17 protein-coding genes are annotated in these 19,694 nt (G+C 72.4%); 10 read left to right on the top strand and 7 right to left on the bottom strand.

The window, feature by feature from the left end:
* Positions 1-280 precede the first annotated feature (280 nt).
* Positions 281-2,074: a thiamine pyrophosphate-requiring protein gene (locus ABZZ74_RS00920; protein WP_356760764.1), complete on the bottom strand. Its 1,794-nt coding sequence runs from the start codon at positions 2,072-2,074 to the stop codon at positions 281-283.
* A 256-nt stretch (positions 2,075-2,330) separates the two neighbouring features.
* On the opposite strand from ABZZ74_RS00920, the gene ABZZ74_RS00915 reads away from it, so the two are divergent.
* The 4 genes from ABZZ74_RS00915 to ABZZ74_RS00900 all read left to right on the top strand — a co-directional run bounded on the left by ABZZ74_RS00915 (position 2,331) and on the right by ABZZ74_RS00900 (position 6,680).
* A complete protein-coding gene (locus tag ABZZ74_RS00915; protein WP_356760762.1) occupies positions 2,331-3,125 on the top strand; it encodes an RNA polymerase sigma factor SigF in 795 nt (264 codons plus the stop codon).
* Between the two features lie 167 nt (positions 3,126-3,292).
* Positions 3,293-4,258: a hypothetical protein gene (locus ABZZ74_RS00910; protein ID WP_356760760.1), complete on the top strand. Its 966-nt coding sequence runs from the start codon at positions 3,293-3,295 to the stop codon at positions 4,256-4,258.
* 122 nt (positions 4,259-4,380) lie between these two features.
* Positions 4,381-5,628 carry an aminotransferase class I/II-fold pyridoxal phosphate-dependent enzyme gene (locus ABZZ74_RS00905; RefSeq protein ID WP_356760758.1) on the top strand — a complete coding sequence of 416 codons (1,248 nt, stop codon included), beginning with the start codon at positions 4,381-4,383 and terminating at the stop codon, positions 5,626-5,628.
* A complete protein-coding gene (locus tag ABZZ74_RS00900; protein WP_356760757.1) occupies positions 5,625-6,680 on the top strand; it encodes an MBL fold metallo-hydrolase in 1,056 nt (351 codons plus the stop codon). Before ABZZ74_RS00905 ends, ABZZ74_RS00900 begins: the two co-directional genes overlap by 4 nt.
* On the opposite strand, the gene ABZZ74_RS00895 is transcribed toward ABZZ74_RS00900, so the two are convergent.
* Together ABZZ74_RS00895 and ABZZ74_RS00890 are read right to left on the bottom strand one after the other, a co-directional pair.
* Positions 6,677-7,303 (bottom strand): VTT domain-containing protein, encoded by a 627-nt coding sequence (locus ABZZ74_RS00895; RefSeq protein ID WP_356760755.1) that lies wholly within the window; start codon positions 7,301-7,303, stop codon positions 6,677-6,679. The two genes, ABZZ74_RS00900 and ABZZ74_RS00895, sit on opposite strands and share 4 nt — an antisense overlap.
* Positions 7,300-8,073, bottom strand: a complete 774-nt coding sequence (locus tag ABZZ74_RS00890; protein WP_356760754.1) for an MBL fold metallo-hydrolase — start codon at positions 8,071-8,073, stop codon at positions 7,300-7,302. Before ABZZ74_RS00890 ends, ABZZ74_RS00895 begins: the two co-directional genes overlap by 4 nt.
* A gap of 83 nt (positions 8,074-8,156) precedes the next feature.
* On the opposite strand from ABZZ74_RS00890, the gene ABZZ74_RS00885 reads away from it, so the two are divergent.
* The 6 genes from ABZZ74_RS00885 (at position 8,157) to dnaK (ending at position 16,168) form a co-directional block, all read left to right on the top strand.
* Entirely contained in the window at positions 8,157-8,564 is a 408-nt protein-coding gene (locus ABZZ74_RS00885; protein ID WP_356760752.1) for a hypothetical protein, read from the top strand.
* Positions 8,565-8,644: 80 nt separating this feature from the next.
* Positions 8,645-10,705 (top strand): phage holin family protein, encoded by a 2,061-nt coding sequence (locus tag ABZZ74_RS00880; protein ID WP_356760750.1) that lies wholly within the window; start codon positions 8,645-8,647, stop codon positions 10,703-10,705.
* Positions 10,706-10,785: 80 nt separating this feature from the next.
* Positions 10,786-11,847, top strand: a complete 1,062-nt coding sequence (locus ABZZ74_RS00875; protein WP_356760748.1) for a MoxR family ATPase — start codon at positions 10,786-10,788, stop codon at positions 11,845-11,847.
* On the top strand, positions 11,844-13,643 hold the full coding sequence (locus ABZZ74_RS00870; RefSeq protein ID WP_356760746.1) for a hypothetical protein: 1,800 nt from the start codon (positions 11,844-11,846) through the stop codon (positions 13,641-13,643). The genes ABZZ74_RS00875 and ABZZ74_RS00870 overlap by 4 nt, the downstream gene beginning before the upstream one ends.
* Positions 13,644-13,700: 57 nt before the next feature.
* A complete protein-coding gene (locus ABZZ74_RS00865) occupies positions 13,701-14,129 on the top strand; it encodes an OsmC family protein (RefSeq protein WP_208780267.1) in 429 nt (142 codons plus the stop codon).
* Positions 14,130-14,293: 164 nt separating this feature from the next.
* Positions 14,294-16,168, top strand: coding sequence for a molecular chaperone DnaK (dnaK, locus tag ABZZ74_RS00860; protein WP_356760743.1), 1,875 nt, complete (start codon positions 14,294-14,296; stop codon positions 16,166-16,168).
* On the opposite strand, the gene narJ is transcribed toward dnaK, so the two are convergent.
* The 4 genes from narJ to ABZZ74_RS00840 form a co-directional block, all read right to left on the bottom strand.
* On the bottom strand, positions 16,165-16,656 hold the full coding sequence (gene narJ, locus ABZZ74_RS00855) for a nitrate reductase molybdenum cofactor assembly chaperone (RefSeq protein WP_356760741.1): 492 nt from the start codon (positions 16,654-16,656) through the stop codon (positions 16,165-16,167). The genes dnaK and narJ overlap by 4 nt on opposite strands.
* Positions 16,657-16,754: 98 nt before the next feature.
* The gene (locus ABZZ74_RS00850; RefSeq protein WP_356760739.1) at positions 16,755-17,567 is read right to left on the bottom strand and encodes an SAM-dependent methyltransferase; all 813 of its coding nucleotides are present in this window, start codon (positions 17,565-17,567) and stop codon (positions 16,755-16,757) included.
* A gap of 52 nt (positions 17,568-17,619) precedes the next feature.
* Positions 17,620-18,483 (bottom strand): helix-turn-helix transcriptional regulator, encoded by an 864-nt coding sequence (locus tag ABZZ74_RS00845; protein WP_356760737.1) that lies wholly within the window; start codon positions 18,481-18,483, stop codon positions 17,620-17,622.
* A gap of 309 nt (positions 18,484-18,792) precedes the next feature.
* Positions 18,793-19,623 (bottom strand): helix-turn-helix transcriptional regulator, encoded by an 831-nt coding sequence (locus ABZZ74_RS00840; RefSeq protein ID WP_356760735.1) that lies wholly within the window; start codon positions 19,621-19,623, stop codon positions 18,793-18,795.
* Positions 19,624-19,694: the final 71 nt, after the last annotated feature.

The raw sequence follows: 19,694 nt of genomic DNA, 5'->3' as shown, positions 1-19,694 counted from the left end.
CATCCGCCCACGTCGCCCACTGGTCCTCGCCACCTCCGTCCGGGACCGAAGCGCAGCGACCAGTCCGTGCCGCCGAGCGCACCCTCAGTCATCAAGTACAACCATCCATTGCAGGTGCGGCCTTAGAAATGGGCAAGCCCGAGGGCGTCGAGCGCCGGTGCCCCGGGCTGCCGTCCGCGAGGCTGTGGCCTGCGGACTGAACGACCGGATGCGCCAGCCGAACCGGCCACTGAACTGTTTCGTGCGCAACTGAACTCTGTGGTGCTGTCCAACAGGCGCCCTAGCGCTTCTCCCGGCCCGGCAGGAACTCCTGCACCTTCGCCTTGAAGCCCTGCTTGACCATGGACGAGCGGTCCGCGTCGCCCTTCAGGATCGAGGCGGCCGTCGCCTCCATCTGCTCCCACGTGGCGTGCGGCGGGATCGGCGGCACCGCCGGGTCGGTCAGGAACTCCAGCACCGCGGGACCGTCCGCCTCCAGGCCGGCCCGCCAGGCCGCCTCGACGTCCTCCGGCTTCTCCACCCGGATCCCGGTCAGCCCCAGCGAGCGGGCGAACGCGGCGTACTGCACGTCCGGGATCTGTTGCGAGGGCAGGAACGACGGCGCGCCCTCCATGGCCCGCATCTCCCACGTCACCTGATTGAGGTCCTGGTTGTTCCACACGGCCACGATCAGCCGCGGGTCCTCCCACAGATCCCGGTACTTGGCGGCCGTGATCAGCTCCGCCAGACCGTTCATCTGCATCGCGCCGTCCCCGACCAGCGCGATCGCCGGACGGTCCGGATGGGCGAACTTCGCACCGATCGCGTACGGCACCCCGGGACCCATCGTCGCGAGCGTGCCGGACAGCGAGCCGCGCATGGTGCCCCGCATCGTCAGGTGCCGCGCGTACCAGTTCGCCGTCGAGCCCGAGTCGGACGTCACGATCGCGTCGTCCGGCAGCAGCGGATCGAGCGCGTGCGCCACGTACTCGGGGTTGATCGGGTCCGCCGAGAGCTGCGCCCTGCGGTCCATCACATCGCGCCAGTGCGTGACGTTGGCGCACACCGTGTCGTACCACTCGCGCCCGCGACCCTCCTCGATCAACGGGATCAGCCGCTCCAGGGTCGCCTTGGCGTCGCCGACGAGGTTCACCTCGTACGGATAGCGCATCCCGACCATGTGCGGGTCGATGTCGATCTGCACCCCGCGCGCCTTGCCGAACTCCGGCAGGAACTGCGTGTACGGGAAGGACGATCCGATGGTGAGCAGGGTGTCGCAGTCCCGCATCAGCTCGTACGACGCACGGGTGCCCAGCAGGCCGATCGAGCCGGTGACGTAAGGGAGTTCGTCGCTGAGGACGTCCTTGCCGAGCAGCGCCTTCGCCACCCCCGCGCCGAGCAGTTCGGCGATCCGCTCGACCTCGGCGCGCGCGCCCGCGGCGCCCTGGCCGACCAGAATGGCCACCTTGTCACCGGAGTTGAGGATCTCCGCCGCCCGGCGCACCGACTCCTCGGACGGAATCGCCGTCCAGGAACTGCGGTCCAGGCTGGAGGGCACCATCTTGAACTCGTGCGTGGGAGCGGAGTAGTCGAGCTCCTGCACGTCACCGGGGACGATGATCGCGGTGGGGGAGCGGCGCGCGTAGGCGGTGCGGATCGCGCGGTCGATGACGTTCGGCAGCTGCTCGGGGACCGTCACCGTCTCGATGAAGTCCGAGGCGACGTCCTTGAACAGCGTGTGCAGGTCGACCTCCTGCTGGTAGGAGCCGCCCATCGCCGTGCGATGCGTCTGCCCCACGATCGCCAGCACCGGGACATGGTCCAGCTTGGCGTCGTACAGGCCGTTCAGGAGGTGGATGGCGCCGGGCCCCGAGGTCGCCGCGCACACGCCGAGACGTCCGCTGAACTTGGCATAGCCGACCGCCTCGAACGCGGCCATCTCCTCGTGCCGGGCCTGGACGAACCGGGGCTTGTTCTCGGCCCGCCCCCACGCGGCGAGCAGGCCGTTGATGCCGTCGCCCGGATAACCGAAGACGTGGTCCACCCCCCACTCGCGCAGCCTCTGCAGGATGTGGTCGGAGACCTTGGTGCTCATCTGGGGAACCTCCCGGGCCGTGACATGAACGGGCAGCGGTCGTCTGCTGACCGAGTCACCCCGCGGGCTGGGGGAAAACATGCGCGGTGTTTGCGGCAGGGGGCGGGGGGCAGGCGCAGTTGCAGTGCTTCGGACCGGAGGCACGTCCGTGGGAGCGGCGACGCGCCGCCCCCGGCCGCGACCGTTCCCGAGCTCGCGGCCGTACTCCACGGTGACCGTCCAACCCAGAGCACCCTCTGAGGAGTTGCGACGCATCATGCCCACCCGAGTGAGCGCGAAGCACCACCCGCACGACGACGCACCCGACACCGCCGAGGACTTCCGCAGGCTTGCCTCGCTGCCCCCCGGCCCGCAGCGCGACACCCTGCGCGAACGGGTGGTCGAGGCCTGGCTGCCGATGGCCGAACGGCTCGCGGGCCGCTTCCGCAGCCGCGGCGAGAGCTACGAGGACCTGCGCCAGGTCGCGGCCCTCGGACTGGTCAAGGCCGTGGACCGGTACGACCCCGCGCGCGGCAACGCCTTCGAGAGTTACGCCGTGCCCACCATCACCGGCGAGATCAAGCGGCACTTCCGCGACCACATGTGGACCCTGCACGTGCCGCGCCGGGTACAGGACCTGCGCAACCGCGTCCGGATCGCGACCCAGGACCTCTCCCAGACCGTCTCCGGCCGCAGGCCCACCGTGGCGGAGATCGCCGAGCACGCCGAGATGAGCGAGGAGGACGTGCGGGCGGGCCTGGAGGCGCTGGAGAGCTTCTCGGCCCTCTCGCTCGACGCCGAGCTGCCCGGCAGCGAGGACGGCTACTCCCTGAGCGACGCGCTCGGCTCGGCCGACCCGGCGCTGGAGACGGTCGTGGACCGCGAGGCCGTCGCCCCCCAACTGGCCGCCCTGCCCGAACGCGAGCGGGCCATCCTCTACATGCGCTTCTTCGCCGACATGACCCAGAGCCGCATCGCCGAGCAGCTCGGCATCTCCCAGATGCACGTGTCCCGGCTGATCAGCCGGTGCTGCGACCGGGTCCGCGAACAGGTCATGCGCGAGTCCGCTTGAGCGGGAGCGCCCTTGGGGGCGGCCGCCGCCGGTGTCACCCGGTCGGACCCCCGGTGTCCCGCGAATGGGGTCCGGCCGCGCGCGGCGTGGCGTGCGGCGGGCTGTGATGGCTGCGAGGCATGGCCACCGTGCCCCGCCCGCAGTCGTCGCTCGAAGGAGCCCACCCCATGCGCAGCACCGCCTGTGTCCTGTCCGCCGCGGCCCTGGCCAGTGCGGTGGTCGGCTTCGCCGCCTCGGCCGCCCTCGCGGACCCGGTCGCGGAGGTCAGCCCGACCACCGGCTCCCCGGGCGGCAGCGTCACCGTCTCGGTGACCTGTGAGTCCACCGGCGGCCCCACCCCCGCGACCCTGAAAGCGACCTCGCAGGCCTTCGAGGACGGCACCGTCCAGCTGCAGCGGGTCCCGGACGAGGACGGGGCGACCGCCCCCGCGCGCGCCGCCTACCGCGGCACCGCCCGTCTCGCCGCCGCCGACACCCTCACGGCCGACCGTCCCGACGCGGCGACCCAGGACTCCCCCTGGACCGTCGACGGCACCTGCCCGGCGGCCCCCGGCGGACAGGGCAAGGCGTGGAGCGCCTCGTTCCATGTGAACCGGGGCGACAGCACCGGCGGTGGGGGCGACACCCGGCCCGGCAGCGACGGCGCAGGCGGCGGAGGCGACTCCCAGCCTGGCGGCGACGGCGCAGGCATCATCCCACCGGGCGACGACGAGGGAGTCGTCACTCCGCCCGGCGAAGACGGCCAAGCCGTTACTCCGCCCGGCGACGTCCAGGGCGTCACCCGGCCCGGCGAAGACGGCCAAGCCGTTACTCCGCCCGGCGACGTCCAGGGCGTCACGCGGCCCGGCGAGGACGGCCAGGGTGCCCTCCGGCCCGGCGAGGACGGCCAAGGTGCCCTCCGGCCCGGCAAGGACAGCGACCCGTGCCGCGAGCAGTCCGCCGACTCCGCCGATTCCGCCGATTCCGCCGACTCCTGCGACCCCGCCGTCATCCAGCGCGGCGTTCGGGCCGGTGAGGGCGGCTCCTTCACCGACTCCGTGCCCGCCCTGGTCGCCGGTGGGATCCTGATCGCGGGTGCGCTGGGCGCCGCCGTGTACCGGCTGTGGCGCCGGGACACCCTGACCGGCCGCTGACCCCGGCCGCCGCATGTGACGGGCGCAACCCGGTCCGGCCGCCATGGACGGGCGGCTCGCTGGGTACTCCGAGCCCAGGGCCGCGCCCGGCGCCGGCCCAGCAGTCCACAACGGAGGTAGGGATGCCGCGGACCGACCCGGAAGGCCACGGCCCCGTCCGTTTCGGGCCGCCCCTTCCCGAGGACGGCCTGCCCGTACTGCCCGAACTCGCCGCCGTGCTCGCCGCGTCGGCCGCCCGCGGCGACAGCGAGCCCGTCGGCGGCGGCCCCGCGCTCATCGAGGCCGCCTGCGGCTACTGGGGGCGCCGCGGACTCGCCGCCGGCCCCGACCGCGTGGCCGCCGGCCCCGGCGCCCCCGCCCTGCTGCTCGCCCTGACCGCCGCGCTCGGCGGCGACGTCCTGGTGCCCCGGCCCTGCGCGGCCTGGTGGGAGCCGTACGCACGTCTGTTGGGAAGACCCGTCTTCCATGTCGCGACGCCCGCCGAGAGCGGTGGCGTCCCGGATCCGTACGCGCTGCTGGAGACCGTCCGCCGGGTGCGCGACGAGGGCGGTGACCCGCGGCTGCTGGTGCTGTCCGTCGCCGACGACCCCACCGCCACCGTCGCCCCGCCCGAGGCGCTGCACGCGTGCCTGGAGGCCGCCGCGGAGGAGGGGCTGCACCTGGTCAGCGACGAGACCTGGCGCGACACCCTGCACGCCCCGCACGACACCGTGCTGCTCAGCCCCGCGGAGATGCTTCCCGACCGGGTCACCGTCGTCAGCGACCTGGCCGGCGCCCTGCTGCCGCCCGGCTGGCCGGCCGCGGTGGCCCGCTTCCCGTCGGGCGAGGCCGGCGACGGCCTGCACGCGCGCGTGCTCGACGTGCTGACCGCCCTCGGCGCCCGTGTCGCCGGCCCGATCGCCGCCCCGGCCGTGTACGCGCTGGGCGAGCCCGAGCCGGTCACCGCGCGGGTGGCCGCCACCGTCCGGCTGCACGCGCGCGTGGCCGCCGCCGCGCACGCCGCTGTCGTCGCCGCGGGTGCCTTGGCCCGCCCGCCGCAGGCCGGCCGTCACCTCTACGCCGACCTCGGACCGCTGCGTTCCGCGCTCGCCGGGCACGGCGTCGGCGACGCACAGGAACTGGAGGACTTCCTCGCCGCCCGCCTCGGCATGCCCGCGCCCGGCGGCCACCGCTTCGGCGACGAACTCGGCGCCCTGCGCGTGCGTCTGTCCACCGGCCCGCTGCTGGGCGGGAGCGACGAGGAGCGCGCGGAATGTCTCACCGCACCCTCGCCGTTGGAACTGCCACACGTGCAACGCGCGTTGAACCAAGTGAAGTCGGTCTTCGACGACCTCCGCGACGACGCTCGGCGATGGGAGCCTCCTCGATGACGCAGCAGTCCGAGTCGACCACCACCACGACCACCCGGGAAGCCCACGAGCCGCCGTCCACCACCGGGTTCGCGCCCCCGTTCCCCCCGCTCGCCGAGCCGCGCCCGCTGGGTGAGCGCCGGGTGTGGCCCCGGACCTTCCACGACCGCCTCACCGCCCCCCTGCCCGGCCTGAAGGCCATGGCCCGCTTCGCCCGCGAGGGCTCCGTGCGCCCCGGCCGCGAGGGCCTCGCCGACATCCCCCGGCTCCCCTTCGAACCCGCCCCGCTGCCCCGCGTCGACGCCCGCACGGTCGCCGTCTCCTGGGCCGGGCACGCCAGTTGGATCCTCCAGATCGGTGGCCTGACCGTCCTCACCGACCCGGTCTGGTCCCGTCGCATCCTCGGCACCCCGGCCCGCATCACCCCGGTCGGTGTGCCCTGGGAGTCCCTCCCGCGCGTGGACGCGGTCGTCATCAGCCACAACCACTACGACCACCTGGACGCCCCCACCCTGCGCCGACTCCCGCGCGACACCCCGGTGTTCGTCCCGGCGGGCCTCGCCCGCTGGTTCCACCGCCGCCGGTTCACGGCCGTCACCGAGCTGGATTGGTGGGAGGCGGCCGAACTGAACGGCGTCCGCTTCGACTTCGTCCCCGCCCACCACTGGTCCAAGCGCACCCTCACCGACACCTGCCACAGCCTCTGGGGCGGCTGGGTGCTCACCGACCCCGACGGCCGGCGCGTCCACTTCGCCGGAGACACGGGGTACGGCCACTGGTTCGAGCGGATCGGCCGCCGCTACCCCGGAATCGACCTGGCCCTGCTGCCGATCGGCGCGTACGACCCCCGCTGGTGGCTGAGCGACGTCCACTGCGACCCGGAGGAGGCGGTACGGGCCGCCCAGGACCTCGGCGCGCGCCGGATGGCGCCCATGCACTGGGGCACGTTCGTCCTGTCGGCGGAGCCGGTGTTGGAACCGCTCACCCGGGTGCGCACCGCCTGGGAGAAGGCGGGCCTGGCCCGGGAGAACCTGTGGGACCTGCCGGTGGGAGGCTCGCGGGTACTGGACTAGGCCGTGGTCGTCCGGCGGATCTTCCGCCAGAGGGCGGGGGCCGCGCTGACCAGGACGGTCAGCGCGACCGCCGCCACCACGCCCTCCCAGGGCTCCGGGAACAGAGAGCCGCCCAGGATCCCGATCACCTGGTAGGTGGCCGCCCACGCGAGGCACGCCGGAAGGTTGCCCCGCGCGAACCGGCGCAGCGGCCACTTCGCCAGCAGACAGGCCAGCATCACCGGAATCCGCCCGGCCGGCACCAGCCGGGACAGCACCAGCACCGCGATCCCGTGCTCGGCCAGCTTCGACTGCGCCTGCGCCAGCCGCTCCTCGGGCGCCCGCGACCGTATCGCCTCCAGCCACCGCGAGCCGTTCCTCGACTTCAGCCCGCGCCGCCCCAGCCAGTACAGCGCCGCGTCCCCGAGGAACGCCGCCACCGACGACGTCACGAACACCAGCAACATCGAGAAGGGCGCGGTCTGGTGAAAGGCCACCACCGCGGCCGTACTGACCAGCGCCCCCGTCGGAATCACCGGGACCAGCGCCCCGAACAGCACCAGCAGGAAGAGCGACGGGTATCCGAGCGCCTGCTGGGTCGACTCGGTCGGCACGGTCGTCGCGGTGACGGCCAGCTGTATCACCGCGCGACCTCCAGCCGCACACTCTCCCCGTGCCCGAGCCGGTGCACCGCCACGGACGGCGCGTACTCGGCGGCCAGGCGCACGAACTCCTCGCCCGGCGCATGGAACTCATGGGGGCGCACGGCGTCCATGCCGATCGGCCAGTACGTGCCGTAGTGCACCGGCACCGCGCTGCGCGCCCCCAGCCGGGCCAGCGCCCGCGCCGCCCGCCCCGCGTCCAGGTGCCCCTCCCCGAGATACGGCCCCCAGCCGCCGACCGGCAGCAACGCCACGTCGACGGGCCCGACTTCCTTTGCCATGGTGTCGAACAGCCCGGTGTCCCCGGCGAAGTACGTGCGCCCCTCGCCCTCGACGACGTACCCGAGAGCGGGGGAGCGGTGCGGTCCGACCGGCAGCCGCCGCCCGTCGTGCAGCGCGGGAACGGCCCGTACGACCAGGTCACCGACCTGTGTGACGTCCCCCGCGCCCACCTCGGTCACCGTGAGATGGGTGAGCCGGCGCAGCCCCGGGACGGCCCGGGGCGCACCCCGGGGCACCAGTAGGCGCGTGCCCGGCGCGAGCCGCTGGAGCGAGGGAACATGCAGGTGATCGGCGTGCAGATGGGAGACCAGGGCCACGTCCGCCCGCCAGGCGCCGGGCGGCGGGACGGCGCCCCGGCGACGGCGCAGATGGGCGAGGCGGCGGGCGAACAGGGGATCGGTGAGCACCCGGACGTCCGAGTCCCGGAGCGTGCAGGTGGCGTGACCCCACCAGGTGATCTCCACCGGCACCTCTTTGCCTCCTTCGCGCGACTCCCCGAAGCCTACGGGCTGGAGTAGGGTCGGCGGCGAAACCCGGAGGTGAGGGGGACGCCATGGGACCGGTACGCGTGCGTGTGACGGCGATCGCGAGTCTGACGCCGCTCGAGGAGCTGGACGCCGATCCCTTCCTGGTGGACTCCCGCAGCCAGCACGCGATGTGCGCGCGCTGGGCGGCGGAGCACGGGTACACGATCGCCCGTGAGCTGCTGGTCCGGGGGGTGCGGGCGGACCACTGCGTCCTGTGGGACGGGGTCCGGCCCGGCGTCGACCTGTTCGTGGCCCCCAGCCGCCGGGTCCTGGAGAGCGCGCTGTCGTCGGTCGAGGAGTTCACCGCCGAGTGCGCCCGGCGCGGGGTGCGGGTGGAGACGGTGGGCAGCGCCGAACCGCGCTACGACGCCCAGATGAAGGCCCGGGTGCACCGCAGGCTGTCGATGCCGACGGCCGGCTACGACGGCCGGTAGGAACCGGCCCGGGCAGCTCGTATGACAGGCTTGGTCCGGGCCCGCGGGGACGACGGGCCGGGACGTGAGGTGGACCGGGCGTGCGTGGTGTGCGGTGGCGGCGGGTCGCCAGCCAGCTGGGGCGGAGCGTCGTGGTGTGGGCGGTCTCCACAGTCACCATGCTCGTGCTCGCCGGCATCCTGCCCGACTTCCGGCTCCAGTCCCCGGACGGCGAGAGCGCCACGCACATCGCCGTGACCGCCGCTGTCGGCGCCGGCGCCTTCGGTGTGCTCTCGGCCCTGGTGTGGCCGCTGCTCGTGCGCGCCCTGCTGCTCGTGCCGGCGCTGGTCCTCGGCCTGCTGGTCTTCGTCCTGAACGGCTCCCTGCTGCTGGTCGCCCTGCGGCTGAACCCGTCCTCCAGCGCCGAGGCCGCCCCCGAGACGGCCGTGGTCGTCGCCGCGGTGATGTCCGCCGTCGCCTCCGCCACCGGCGGTGCCCTGGCGGTGCGCGACGACGACGCCTACCGCCGTCGCCTCTACCGCCTCGCCGACCGCCGCCGCGTGCCCGGCCTGCCCGGTCCGGCCACCCCGGGGACCGTCTTCCTGCAACTGGACGGCGTCGGTCACGACGTCCTCGTGGCCGCCGTCGGCAAGGGCCTGATGCCCACCGTCGCCCGGTGGCTGGAGGGCACCCACCGGCTCACCCCCTGGCGCACCGACTGGTCCAGCCAGACCGGCGCCAGCCAGCTCGGCATCCTGCACGGCACCAACCACGACGTGCCCGCGTTCCGCTGGTACGACAAGGACCGCCGCGAGGTCATGGTCTGCAACCGCCCGACCAGCGCGGCCGAACTCCAGCGAAGAGCCGTCGAGTTCACCGGCGACGGCGGACTGCTCACCGTCGACGGCGCGAGCCGCGGCAACCTCTTCGGCGGCGGCGCCGACGAACAGGCCCTCGTGCTGTCCATAGCCACCCGCCGCCGCGGCCGGGAGAACCGCTCCCGGGCCGGCTACTTCGCCTACTTCTCCGACCCGGCCAACGCGGTGCGCACCGTCATGTCCTTCGTCGCCGAGGTCGGCCGCGAGATCGGCGAGTCGACCAGGGCGCGGATGCGCAAGCAGCGGCCCCGCGTCTCCCGCGGCGGCCTGTATCCCTTCGTACGAGCCTTCGCGACCGTCGTCGAACGGGACGTCGTGGTCGCCGCCGTGATGGGCGACCTGCTCGCCGGCCGCACCGCCGTCTACGCCGACCTGGTCGCCTACGACGAGGTCGCGCACCACTCCGGGCCGATGAGCCGCGACGCCGAGAAGGTCCTCCAGCGCCTCGACCGGGCGCTGGCGCTGATCGCGAACGTCGCCGAGCACGCCCCGCGGCCGTACCGCATCGTCGTGCTGTCGGACCACGGGCAGAGCCCCGGCGAGACCTTCCGCGCCCGCTACGGCCTCGGTCTCGGCGAGCTGGTGCGGGCCGGCTGCGGGCTGCCGGTGCCGCGCAAGGCGCAGCGCACCCACAGCGGCGCCGAGGCGCGGGTGGCGGTGCGGGCGGCGCTGCGGCGGCCCGTCGAGGAGCGCGGCGAGCAGTACGGCCCGGCCCGCCACTCCGAGCCGCTGGTGCTGGCCTCCGGCAACCTCGGCCTGGTCTCCTTCCCCGACGTGCCGCACCGGATGAGCAAGGAAGAGATCGACGCTCGCCACCCCGCCCTGCTGACGACCCTCGCCAACCATCCCGGCATCGGCTTCCTCCTCGTCCGCAGCGAGGAGCACGGCGGGCTCGTGCTCGGCGCCCACGGCGCCCAGATCCCGCTGGACCAACTGGACGACGATCCGGGGCCGTTGGAGGTCTTCGGGCCCGGAGCGGCGGACGCCGTGCGGCGCACGCACTCCTTCCCGCACACTGCCGACATCATGGTCAACTCCTTCCACGACCCGGCGGACGGCGAGGTCCTCGCCTTCGAGGAGCAGATCGGCTCCCACGGCGGTCTCGGCGGCGCCCAGGCCAGGCCCTTCCTGCTCTCCCCGCTCGCCTTCTCCGAGCCGGTCGAGGAGGGCGCCGAACTCGTCGGCGCCGAGCGGGTCCACCGGGTGCTGCGGCGGTGGCTGTGGGAGCTGAACGGGCCGCAGGTGCCGCTGACGGGTGAGGACGCGCGGGAGCGGGCCGCCTGAAAATCAGCTGCGCGGGCGGAGCCGTACGCACAGACTGTTCGGGTCGGACATCGCCCGAACATCCCGAAGGAACCCCGCCCTTGCAGGCTGCCGTCACCGTCACTCCCACCCGTGTCCCCGAGCTGCTGCTGGGCCTGGCCACCGTCCGTCCCGTGTTCCTCTGGGGCGCGCCCGGCATCGGAAAGTCGTCCCTGGTGCGGGAGTTCGCCGAGTCGCTGGGGCTGGAGTGCGTGAGCCTGCTCGGCACGCAGCTCGCGCCGGAGGACCTGATCGGCGTTCCGCAGATCCGTGACGGCCGGTCGGTGTTCTGCCCGCCCGAGGCGATCGCCCGCGACGAGCCGTACTGCCTGTTCCTGGACGAGCTCAACGCGGCCACGCCCGACGTCCAGAAGGCGTTCTACTCCCTCATCCTCGACCGCCGCATCGGCACCTACGAGCTTCCCAAGGGGTCGATCGTCATCGGCGCCGGCAACCGCGCCACGGACAACGCGCTCGCCCGTCCCATCGCCTCCGCCCTCGTCAACCGCCTCACCCACGTCCATCTGGAGGCTTCCGCGAAGGACTGGCTGACCTGGGCCGCGAACAGCGACATCCACCCCTGGATCCTGGACCACCTCACCGACCGCCCCGACCACCTGTGGTCCAAGCCGCCCAAGACCGAGGAGCCGTTCTCCACCCCCCGCTCCTGGCACATGCTCTCCGACGCCCTGCACTCCTTCGGCCAGGGCGTCGACGAGGACACGCTGAAGGTGCTGGCGCACGGCACGCTGACGCCCGCGCACGCCACCGCCTTCTGCGGTTACGTCAAGATCGTGCGCAGCCGGTTCGGCATCGAGGCGATCATCAAGGGCGACGCCCGCTGGCCGAACCGCCTCGAGGACCGCGACCTGCTGTACTACCTCGCCGAGTCCTTCCGCGGCCGGCTGATCAAGGAACTCCCGGTCAGCAAGGAGCACATGTCGGCGAACGGCCGGCAGACCGCGTACCGCGCCAAGTCGCTGCTCGTGCAGCTCGCCGAGATCTCCGTCGAGGTCGCGCAGACCGTCATCGCCTCCGACGCCGACGGCAACCCCGTGCTGCCCTCGTGGTTCCTCATCGAGGCGGCCCGGGACATGCCGCGGCTGGTGGAGGCGCGGCGGTGAGCCGTCCCCGCGCAAAGGGGCCGAAGAAGCGGGACCTCGCGGCCGAGGCGTTCGCCGAGGGGCTGCGGCTGGTGAAGGCCAACCCGGCGCTCGCGGCAGTGGAGTTCGGCGTCTGCCGGGACGAGGAGTGCAAGCTCGCGCCCCGTGACGGCCTTGTGGTCGTCGACTCCGACGCCGACCTGCACGTCCACCCCTTCCGGCTCGCCGAACCGGCCGCCTGGGCCTGGGCGCTCGCGCACACCGTGCTGCACCTCGGCTTCGGGCACGTCCCGGCGGCGAAGGGCGAGCGCGTCCAGCCGGACCGGTTCGACCTCGCCGCCCGCTGCGTCGTCGTCAACCGGTTCCTGCTGAACTTCACCATCGGCACCGCTCCCGAGGAACTCCCCGGCTCCTATCCGGACGGCGACGAGGAGCAACTCGCCGCGCGCTGGCGGCGGGACGGGCTCCCGGCCGCGTACGAGCGGTGCGGCACGGCGGGCGACGAGCCCGACCAGCTGCTCCTGACCTGGCACGGGTGGAACGGCGGGCCCCCGGACCACCAGCTGGCGTTCGCCGCCGCCCTGACCCGGACCGTGTCCGCGGCGATGGACATGGCCGGCGGCCGCCGCGACTCGCTCAGCGGCGAACTCGCCCCGCAGCGGCCGTGGCAGCAGGCGCTGAGCTGGTTCATCTCCTCCTACCCCCTGCTCGGCGGCATCGCGGCCGGCATCAAGCTGGTCGCCGACGCCGAACTCGCCCGCGCCCACGGCATTTCCGTGGCCGCGGTGAACGCGGAGGCCGGCGAGATCTACATCAACCCGCTGCGAACCTTCGAGGACGAGGAGTGGCGGTTCATCCTGGCGCACGAGATGCTGCACGCCGCCCTGCGCCACGGCGACCGCTGCGGCACCCGCGACCCCTACCTCTTCAACGTCGCCTGCGACTACGTCATCAACGACTGGCTGCGGGAGATGCAGATCGGCACCATGCCGGAGGGACTGCTGTACGACCCCGCGCTGACCGGCCTGTCCGCGGAGGAGGTCTACGACCGTCTCGCCGGCGACCTGCGCCGGATGCGCCGGCTGGCCACCCTGCGCGGCAAGGGCCTCGGCGACGTCCTCGGCGCCCCGCTCGGCCCGCCCGGCGACTACGTCGACCTGGACGGGTTCTACCGCCGGGGCCTCGCCCAGGGCCTGGACCTGCACCAGCGGCAGGAGCGCGGGTACCTGCCCGGCGGCCTGGTCGAGGAGATCCGCGCGCTCAGCCACCCGCCGCTGCCCTGGGACGCGCAACTCGCCCGCTGGTTCGACGAGTTCGTGCCGAGCCCGCAGCCCGTGCGGTCGTACGCGCGTCCCTCCCGCCGCCAGTCCTCGACGCCGGACATCCCGCGCGCGGGGCGCTATTACCCTCCCGAGGAGATCGCCCGCTGCACCTTCGGTGTCGTGCTGGACACCTCCGGGTCCATGGACCGCACCCTGCTCGGCAAGGCGCTGGGGGCGATCGCCTCGTACGCCGGGGCCCGGGACGTGGCCGCCGCCCGTGTGGTCTTCTGCGACGCGGCCCCGCACGACGCAGGCTTCCTGCCGGTCACCGAGATCGCCGGGCGGGTACGGGTCCACGGCCGGGGCGGCACGGTCCTGCAGCCGGGGATCGACCTGCTGCTGCGCGCCGACGACTTCCCGGCCGGCGCGCCCGTCCTCGTGATCACCGACGGCTGGTGCGACGTGCTGCGGGTGCGCCGGGAGCACGCCTATCTGATCCCGCAGGGCGCACGGCTGCCGTTCACCGCGCGAGGGCCCGTCTTCCGGGTGCGATGAGCCGGAATGTGATCGGATGGGGTCGCAAGGAACACCAGGAAGTCGGAAGGATTCACCGTGGCAACCACGCGCTCCGCACACACCGTCTGGGAAGGCAGCCTGATCGAGGGCAACGGGGTCGTCAACTTCGACTCCTCCGGTGCCATCGAGGCGCAGCCGGTCACGTGGGCCTCGCGCTCCCAGGACGCGAACGGCAAGACCAGCCCCGAGGAGCTGATCGCCGCCGCGCACTCCAGCTGCTTCTCCATGGCGCTGTCGCACGCCCTGAACGGCGCCGGCACCCCGCCCACCAAGCTCGTCACCTCCGCCGACGTCAGCTTCCAGCCGGGTGAGGGCATCACCGGCATCCACCTCACCGTCGAGGGAACGGTCCCCGGCATCGACAACGACGCGTTCGTCGCCGCCGCCGAGGACGCCAAGAAGAACTGCCCGGTCAGCCAGGCGCTGGCCGGCACGACGATCACCCTGTCCGCCAAGCTTTCCTGAACGCCTGCGACACCGGTGCCGCGCCTCGCGCAGGGGCGCGGCACCGCCGTTTTCCGGGGTACCCGGGACCCAGGGCCCTTCTGATGGACCTACGCGGCATTGACAACAGCGCACTCAAGTTTTGTGCTGGAGTCTGAGAAGCGCCCTGGCGGAAGGGGACGGAGATGGCACGTGCGGTCGGGATCGATCTCGGGACCACGAACTCGGTGGTGGCCGTGCTGGAGGGCGGCGAACCCACCGTCGTCGCCAACGCGGAGGGGGCCAGGACCACACCGTCGGTCGTGGCCTTCGCCAAGAACGGGGAGGTGCTGGTCGGAGAGGTCGCCAAGCGGCAGGCCGTGACGAACGTCGAGCGGACGGCCCGGTCGGTGAAGCGGCACATGGGCGACGCGCACTGGCGCTTCCCCGAACAGGGGTCGATCGACGGGACCCGGTACCGTGCGCAGGAGCTGTCCGCGCGGGTGCTGCAGAAGCTCAAGCGGGACGCCGAGTCCTACCTCGGCGAGGACGTCACGGACGCGGTGATCACCGTACCCGCGTACTTCGACGACTCGCAGCGGCAGGCGACCAAGGAGGCCGGGGAGATCGCCGGCCTGAAGGTGCTCAGGATCATCAACGAGCCGACGGCCGCGGCCCTCGCCTACGGCCTCGACCGCGGCGAGGAGCAGACGGTCCTCGTCTTCGACCTCGGCGGCGGCACCTTCGACGTGTCGCTGCTGGAGATCGGCGACGGGGTCATCGAGGTCAAGGCCACCAACGGCGACACGCATCTGGGCGGCGACGACTGGGACCAGCGGATCGTGGAGCACCTGGTCAAGAAGTTCCAGGGGCAGTACGGCATCGACCTCGGCAAGGACAAGATGGCGCTCCAGCGGCTGCGGGAGGGCGCCGAGAAGGCGAAGATCGAGCTGTCGAGCTCGTCCGAGACCACGATCAACCTGCCCTACATCACCGCCTCCGCCGAGGGCCCGCTGCACCTCGACGAGAAGCTGACCCGCGCCCAGTTCCAGGAGCTCACCGCCGATCTCCTCGACCGCTGCAAGACCCCCTTCCACCAGGCGGTCAAGGACGCGAACGTGAAACTGTCGGCGATCGACCACGTCATCCTGGTCGGCGGCTCGACCCGGATGCCTGCCGTCACCGACCTGGTCAAGGAGCTCACCGGCAAGGACCCGCACAAGGGCGTCAACCCGGACGAGGTCGTGGCCGTCGGCGCGGCCCTGCAGGCCGGCGTCATCCGCGGTGACGTGAAGGACGTCCTCCTCCTCGACGTCACCCCGCTGTCCCTCGGCATCGAGACCAAGGGCGGCATCATGACCAAGCTCATCGAACGCAACACGACGATCCCGACCCGGCGTTCGGAGATCTTCACGACGGCCGCCGACAACCAGCCGTCCGTCGGCATCCAGGTCTACCAGGGCGAGCGCGAGATCGCCGCGTACAACAAGAAGCTGGGCGTCTTCGACCTCACCGGGCTGCCGCCCGCTCCGCGCGGGGTGCCGCAGATCGAGGTCGCCTTCGACATCGACGCGAACGGGATCATGCACGTCTCGGCGAAGGACCTGGCGACCGGCCGCGAGCAGAAGATGACGGTGACGGGCGGTTCCGCGCTGCCCAAGGACGACATCGACCGCATGATGCGGGAGGCGGAGCAGTACGCCGAGGAGGACCGCAGGCGCCGCGAGGCCGCCGAAACCCGCAACCAGGCGGAGCAACTCGTCTACCAGACCGAGAAGTTCATCCGCGACAACGAGGACCGCGTCCCCGCCGACACCAAGACGGAGGTCCAGGAGGCGACGACCGAGCTGAAGGGGTTGCTGGAGGGCGACGCGGACACGGCCGAACTCCGCGCCGGGGTCGAGAAGCTGGCGTCCGTCAGCCAGAAGATGGGTCAGGCGATGTACGCGCAGGCGGAACAGCCGTCCGGCACGGACACCGGCAGCGGCACCGAGCAGCACACCTCACCGCAGGACGAGGAGGGCGTGGTGGACGCGGAGATCGTCGACGAGGACCGCGACACGAAGGGCGGCGCCGCCTAGGCTCCCGCCCTGCGGCGGCTCGGCAGCGTCGCGCACACGGCGTGCAGGACGGACGCGTACGGGGTGCCGAGGTCGGCGAGCCGGGAACGGAGTCGCTCCAGGCCGACGCGGTGTCCGGTGAGGAGGCCGGTGTCGCCGGTGCGTGCCGTGAACTCCAGCACCGCGGGCAGGAAGTCGGGCGGTTCCTCACCGGTGAGCTCCAGTCCGGCGGCCCGGTAGACGTCCTTGAGAGTGCCGGGGGACGTGCCGCGCCGCCGGGCGCCGCCGTCCTGCCACCGACTGAGGTACAGGCTGTGGTGGTTCCCGGACTCGAAGACCCGCATGTAGTGCGCGGCCAGTTCCCGCCGTGGTGTGAGGACCGCGTGGTCGACGAACTCCCTCAGCTGCGGCGCGGCTTCCCGCAGCAGCGGCAGCCGGGCGACGAAGTCCTCGTCCGGGTAGGTGAGGCACAGCGCCGCCGCCTGGTAGAGCACTGCGTCCGAGGGCATCGCGCCTCCTTGGGCAGGTGAGTGGCTCCCTTGCTCGCCCTGTGCCTCGACGCTAGGGGCGGGCAGGGGAACGCACCTGTTCAGGACGCCCGTACGGGTCAGTTCTTGCGGGCGACCCCGGCGTACACCGGTACGACCCCCTCGGCCTGCGCCGCCACGTCCTCGGCCTCCGGGCGCCACCCCGTCACCGGGATGACACCGGGGCCCAGCAGCTCCAGGCCCTCGAAGAAGCGGTACACCTCGGTGATCGGGCGGGGGTAGAAGGGGGTGCCGCTGCCCTGGAAGGCGGCCGCCGCCTTCGCGATGGCCTCCGGGTTCAGGTCGGGGGTGACCTGCGACAGGATCAGATAGCTGCCGGGTGCGAGGGCCGCGACGTACTTGCCCACCAGGCCGTGGATGTCGTCGCCGTCGGGTTCGTCACCCAGGTAGTGGGTCAGGGCCACCAGCGACAGCGCGACCGGACGGGTGAGGTCCAGGGTCTCGGCCGCCCGGGCCAGCAGGGTGTCGATGTCCCGTACGTCCGCGTGCACGTAGTCCGTGGAGCCCTCTGCGGAGCCGTGCAGCAGGGCCTGGGCGTGCCGCAGCACGATCGGGTCGTTGTCGGCGTACACCACCCTGGACTCCGCCGCCACGCCCTGCGCCACCTGGTGCAGGTTGGGCTCGGTGGGGATGCCCGTGCCGATGTCCAGGAACTGGCGTATCCCCGCGTCGGCGACCGTGCGGACGGCCCGGTGCATGAACCTTCTGTTGGCCCGGGCCCCGCGTACGGCCGTACTGTCCAGGGCGAGGATTCTGCGGGCCAGCTCCTCGTCCACCGGGTAGTTGTCCTTGCCGCCCAGCCACCAGTCGTACACCCGCGCCGGGTGCGGGCGGCTGGTGTCGATCCGTGGCGCGGCGTCGGATCCGGTCATACGGTGTCGTCTCCTCGTGTGCGGAAGGTGCCGTGCGGGACGCGGCGGGGGATCAGAAGGTCTCGCGGTACTCCCGCAGGATCTTCTTCGTGCGCTGGGCCGACGCGGCTCGCGCCGCCATATGGTCGAGGACCTCCAGATGCGCGGAGACCTCGGTGCGCGAGTCCAGGTACAGCGCGCCGGTCAGATACTCGGTGAAGACCATGTCGGGGAGTTCGGGCTCGTCGAAGCGGAACAGCGAGAAGGGCGCGTAGGTCCCCGGGTGCGGGCCGTCCCTGAACTCCGCGACCTGCAGGGTGATCCGGTCGTGCTCGGCGAACTCCAGCAGCTTGTCCAGCTGTTCACGCATCACCTCGCCGCGGATGCTGACCGGGCGCTTCAGCACCGTCTCATCCATGATCACCCAGAGGTGGGGCGGGTCCGGGCGTTCCAGGAGCTTCTGCCGGGTCATCCGCAGGGACACATGGCGTTCGACGTTCTCGGCGCCGGTCTGGCCGATCGTTCCTGCTTCCATCACCGCACGCGCGTAGTCCTCGGTCTGCAACAGGCCGGGCACGAAGTGCGGCTCGTAGGAGCGGATGATCCCGGCGGCGCCCTCCAGGCTGACATACAGGCTGAACCAGTCCGGCAGCACGTCGTGGAACCGCTGCCACCAGCCCGGCTGGTTGGCCTCCTCGGCGAGCTCGACGAAGGCCGTCATCTCCTCGTCCGGTACGCCGTAGGTCTCCAGCAGCACCTGCACGTACGGGATCTTCAGCGCGACCTCGGCCATCTCCATGCGCCGTACGGTCGCCGGGGCCACCCGCAGGACACGGGCGGCCTCCTCACGCTTGAGCCCGGCCGCCTCCCGCAGCTCCTGCAGCCGCCTGCCGAGCACCACCTGCCCCACGGTCGGCGCGGGCCGCCGCTCACTCACGCCACGCCTCCCTCAGGGTCTGTCCGGCGGATCATGTCGGCGTCGCGGGGTCTGGCACGCACATCTGCCGCGTTGTCGTCGGTCGCCGACTCCCCCAGGCTCGAACGACCCTCGCGCGGGGGAACCCCCATCGCGTCGACTCCCTCCTCCGCCTTGCAGCTGCACGCACCAGACCCCCCTCGGGTGGCCCACGAGGTGCTGCGTCTCGAAGCCGACCTGATCCGCCGGACAGACCCCACGCGTCGAAGTCTGCGGCAGCAGTGTGCCATGTTCCGGTTTCGGTTCCACAGGTTCGGACTCAAGAAGGGATCAAGTCAGCTGTGTCTGGAGGTACTTGACCGTCGCCGGGTCGGCCGGGAGGAGGGTCTCCACGGCCAGTTCGGCGACCGTGACGTCCATGGGGGTGTTGAAGGTGGAGATGGAGGAGACGAAGGACAGGGTGCGGCCGTCGTGCTCGATCTGCATGGGGAGGGCGAAGTAGGGGACCGGGTCGGTCGGTTCACGGCCGGGTTCCGGGTCCGGGACCGGATACGCCGCCACCTCCTCGTACAGCCTGCGCAGGGGCTCGGAGCGGTGCAGGGCGATCTCCCGTTCCATCTGGGCGAGCAGATGCCCGCGCCACTCGGGGAGGTTGCGGATGCGGGGCGCGAGACCCTCGGGGTGCAGGGTCAACCGCATGGCGTTCAGCGGGGGCCGGAGCAGGAACTCCGGGATTCCGTCGAGGAACATCGTCATGCCCCGGTTCGCCGCGACGACGTCGTACACCGAGTCGACCACGAACGCGGGGTAGGGCTCGTAGCACTGGATCAGCCGCTCCAGGCCCTGCCGGAGGGCGTCCAGCGCGGGCGAGTCCAGCGGGGTCTCCGGATAGTGCGGGGCGTAACCGGCCGCCAGCAGCAGGGCGTTGCGCTCACGCACCGGCACCTCAAGGTGCTCTGCCAGCCTCAGCACCATCTCCTCGCTCGGCCGGGAACGTCCCGTCTCGATGAAGCTGATGTGCCGGGCGGAGGAGTCGGCGCGCAGCGCCAGCTCCAGCTGACTCACCCGCCGCCGCTCCCGCCAGGCCCGCAGCAACGGGCCCACGCCCTTGTCGGACGGGGCGGCGGAGGAGGCGGCTTTGCCGGTCGCGACGATGGTCATGCATACGACCGTAGTCCAGAAGCGGACGTATGTACGGGGGGCAGGTGACCGCGACTCCGCCGGCGCCCCCT

The organism is Streptomyces sp. NPDC006476 (genome assembly GCF_040612015.1).
Classification (GTDB): domain Bacteria; phylum Actinomycetota; class Actinomycetes; order Streptomycetales; family Streptomycetaceae; genus Streptomyces; species Streptomyces griseorubiginosus_B.
This window is presented reverse-complemented; position numbering and strand designations above follow the sequence as displayed.

What these genes read in the sequence shown, in the direction of transcription:
- ABZZ74_RS00920 (WP_356760764.1), bottom strand. Translation starts at nt 2,074, where the DNA reads ATGAGCACCAAGGTCTCCGACCACATCCTGCAGAGGCTGCGCGAGTGG.
- ABZZ74_RS00915 (WP_356760762.1), top strand. Translation starts at nt 2,331, where the DNA reads ATGCCCACCCGAGTGAGCGCGAAGCACCACCCGCACGACGACGCACCC.
- ABZZ74_RS00910 (WP_356760760.1), top strand. Translation starts at nt 3,293, where the DNA reads ATGCGCAGCACCGCCTGTGTCCTGTCCGCCGCGGCCCTGGCCAGTGCG.
- ABZZ74_RS00905 (WP_356760758.1), top strand. Translation starts at nt 4,381, where the DNA reads ATGCCGCGGACCGACCCGGAAGGCCACGGCCCCGTCCGTTTCGGGCCG.
- ABZZ74_RS00900 (WP_356760757.1), top strand. Translation starts at nt 5,625, where the DNA reads ATGACGCAGCAGTCCGAGTCGACCACCACCACGACCACCCGGGAAGCC.
- ABZZ74_RS00885 (WP_356760752.1), top strand. Translation starts at nt 8,157, where the DNA reads ATGGGACCGGTACGCGTGCGTGTGACGGCGATCGCGAGTCTGACGCCG.
- dnaK (WP_356760743.1), top strand. Translation starts at nt 14,294, where the DNA reads ATGGCACGTGCGGTCGGGATCGATCTCGGGACCACGAACTCGGTGGTG.
- narJ (WP_356760741.1), bottom strand. Translation starts at nt 16,656, where the DNA reads ATGCCCTCGGACGCAGTGCTCTACCAGGCGGCGGCGCTGTGCCTCACC.
- ABZZ74_RS00850 (WP_356760739.1), bottom strand. Translation starts at nt 17,567, where the DNA reads ATGACCGGATCCGACGCCGCGCCACGGATCGACACCAGCCGCCCGCAC.
- ABZZ74_RS00840 (WP_356760735.1), bottom strand. Translation starts at nt 19,623, where the DNA reads ATGACCATCGTCGCGACCGGCAAAGCCGCCTCCTCCGCCGCCCCGTCC.